Source organism: Ectothiorhodospira sp. 9100 (assembly GCF_022227565.1).
GTDB lineage: Bacteria > Pseudomonadota > Gammaproteobacteria > Ectothiorhodospirales > Ectothiorhodospiraceae > Ectothiorhodospira > Ectothiorhodospira marina.
The window spans coordinates 1-649 of record NZ_JAJNAN010000127.1 but is presented as its reverse complement, the minus strand read 5'-3'; the positions used below and the strand labels follow the sequence as shown (position 1 = coordinate 649).

Annotated in this window: 1 protein-coding gene; it reads left to right on the top strand. The window is 58.1% G+C overall.

What is annotated here, in order from left to right; translation table 11 throughout:
• Window positions 1-202: 202 nt before the first annotated feature.
• The gene (locus LPW29_RS15275; protein ID WP_238628724.1) at window positions 203-601 is read left to right on the top strand and encodes a transposase; all 399 of its coding nucleotides are present in this window, start codon (window positions 203-205) and stop codon (window positions 599-601) included.
• Window positions 602-649 lie beyond the last annotated feature (48 nt).

Genomic DNA, 649 nt, shown 5'->3' with positions numbered 1-649 from the left:
GCCGGGGCCTGCCCCAGCTACGCCACGACCGGAACAACAAGACACCCACGGAGGGAATTCAATGACAAGGAAGGCACTACCCCGCAGACGATCTCCTCGCCTGACGCATTACGATTATGCCGGGCCGGGAGCCTATTTTGTGACCTTATGCACCCGGCATCACGCCTGCCTTTTTGGACATATCGAGCAAGGACGGATGTCCTTGAACGCCATCGGCGACATCATCGACACCACCTGGCACTGGTTGGGAGATCACCACGAACATATCGTGCTGGATGAGCAGGTGATCATGCCCAACCATCTCCATGGCATCATCTTCCTGACCGACCAGCAGGCTGCTCGATCACCCATCCCGCACAAGCCCCTCGGGCGACTGATCGGAGCCTTCAAGGCAGTATCCACCCGCCGGGTCAAGGAGCTACCCCATCCACCGGAAAGACTGTGGCATCGGAATTACTGGGACCGTGTCATAAGAAATCAGCAGGAACTGGATACCGTTCGAGAGTACATCCGGAACAATCCACTGAAATGGGAACTGGATCGCCTGAATCCCGAGCATCGCACCTCCGTGCGCTCGCCCCCTGAGCGGCGTATGAGATAATTACTGAGCAATCGCCAGCCCCCGGCAAGCAAGGTCAGCCACATCGCC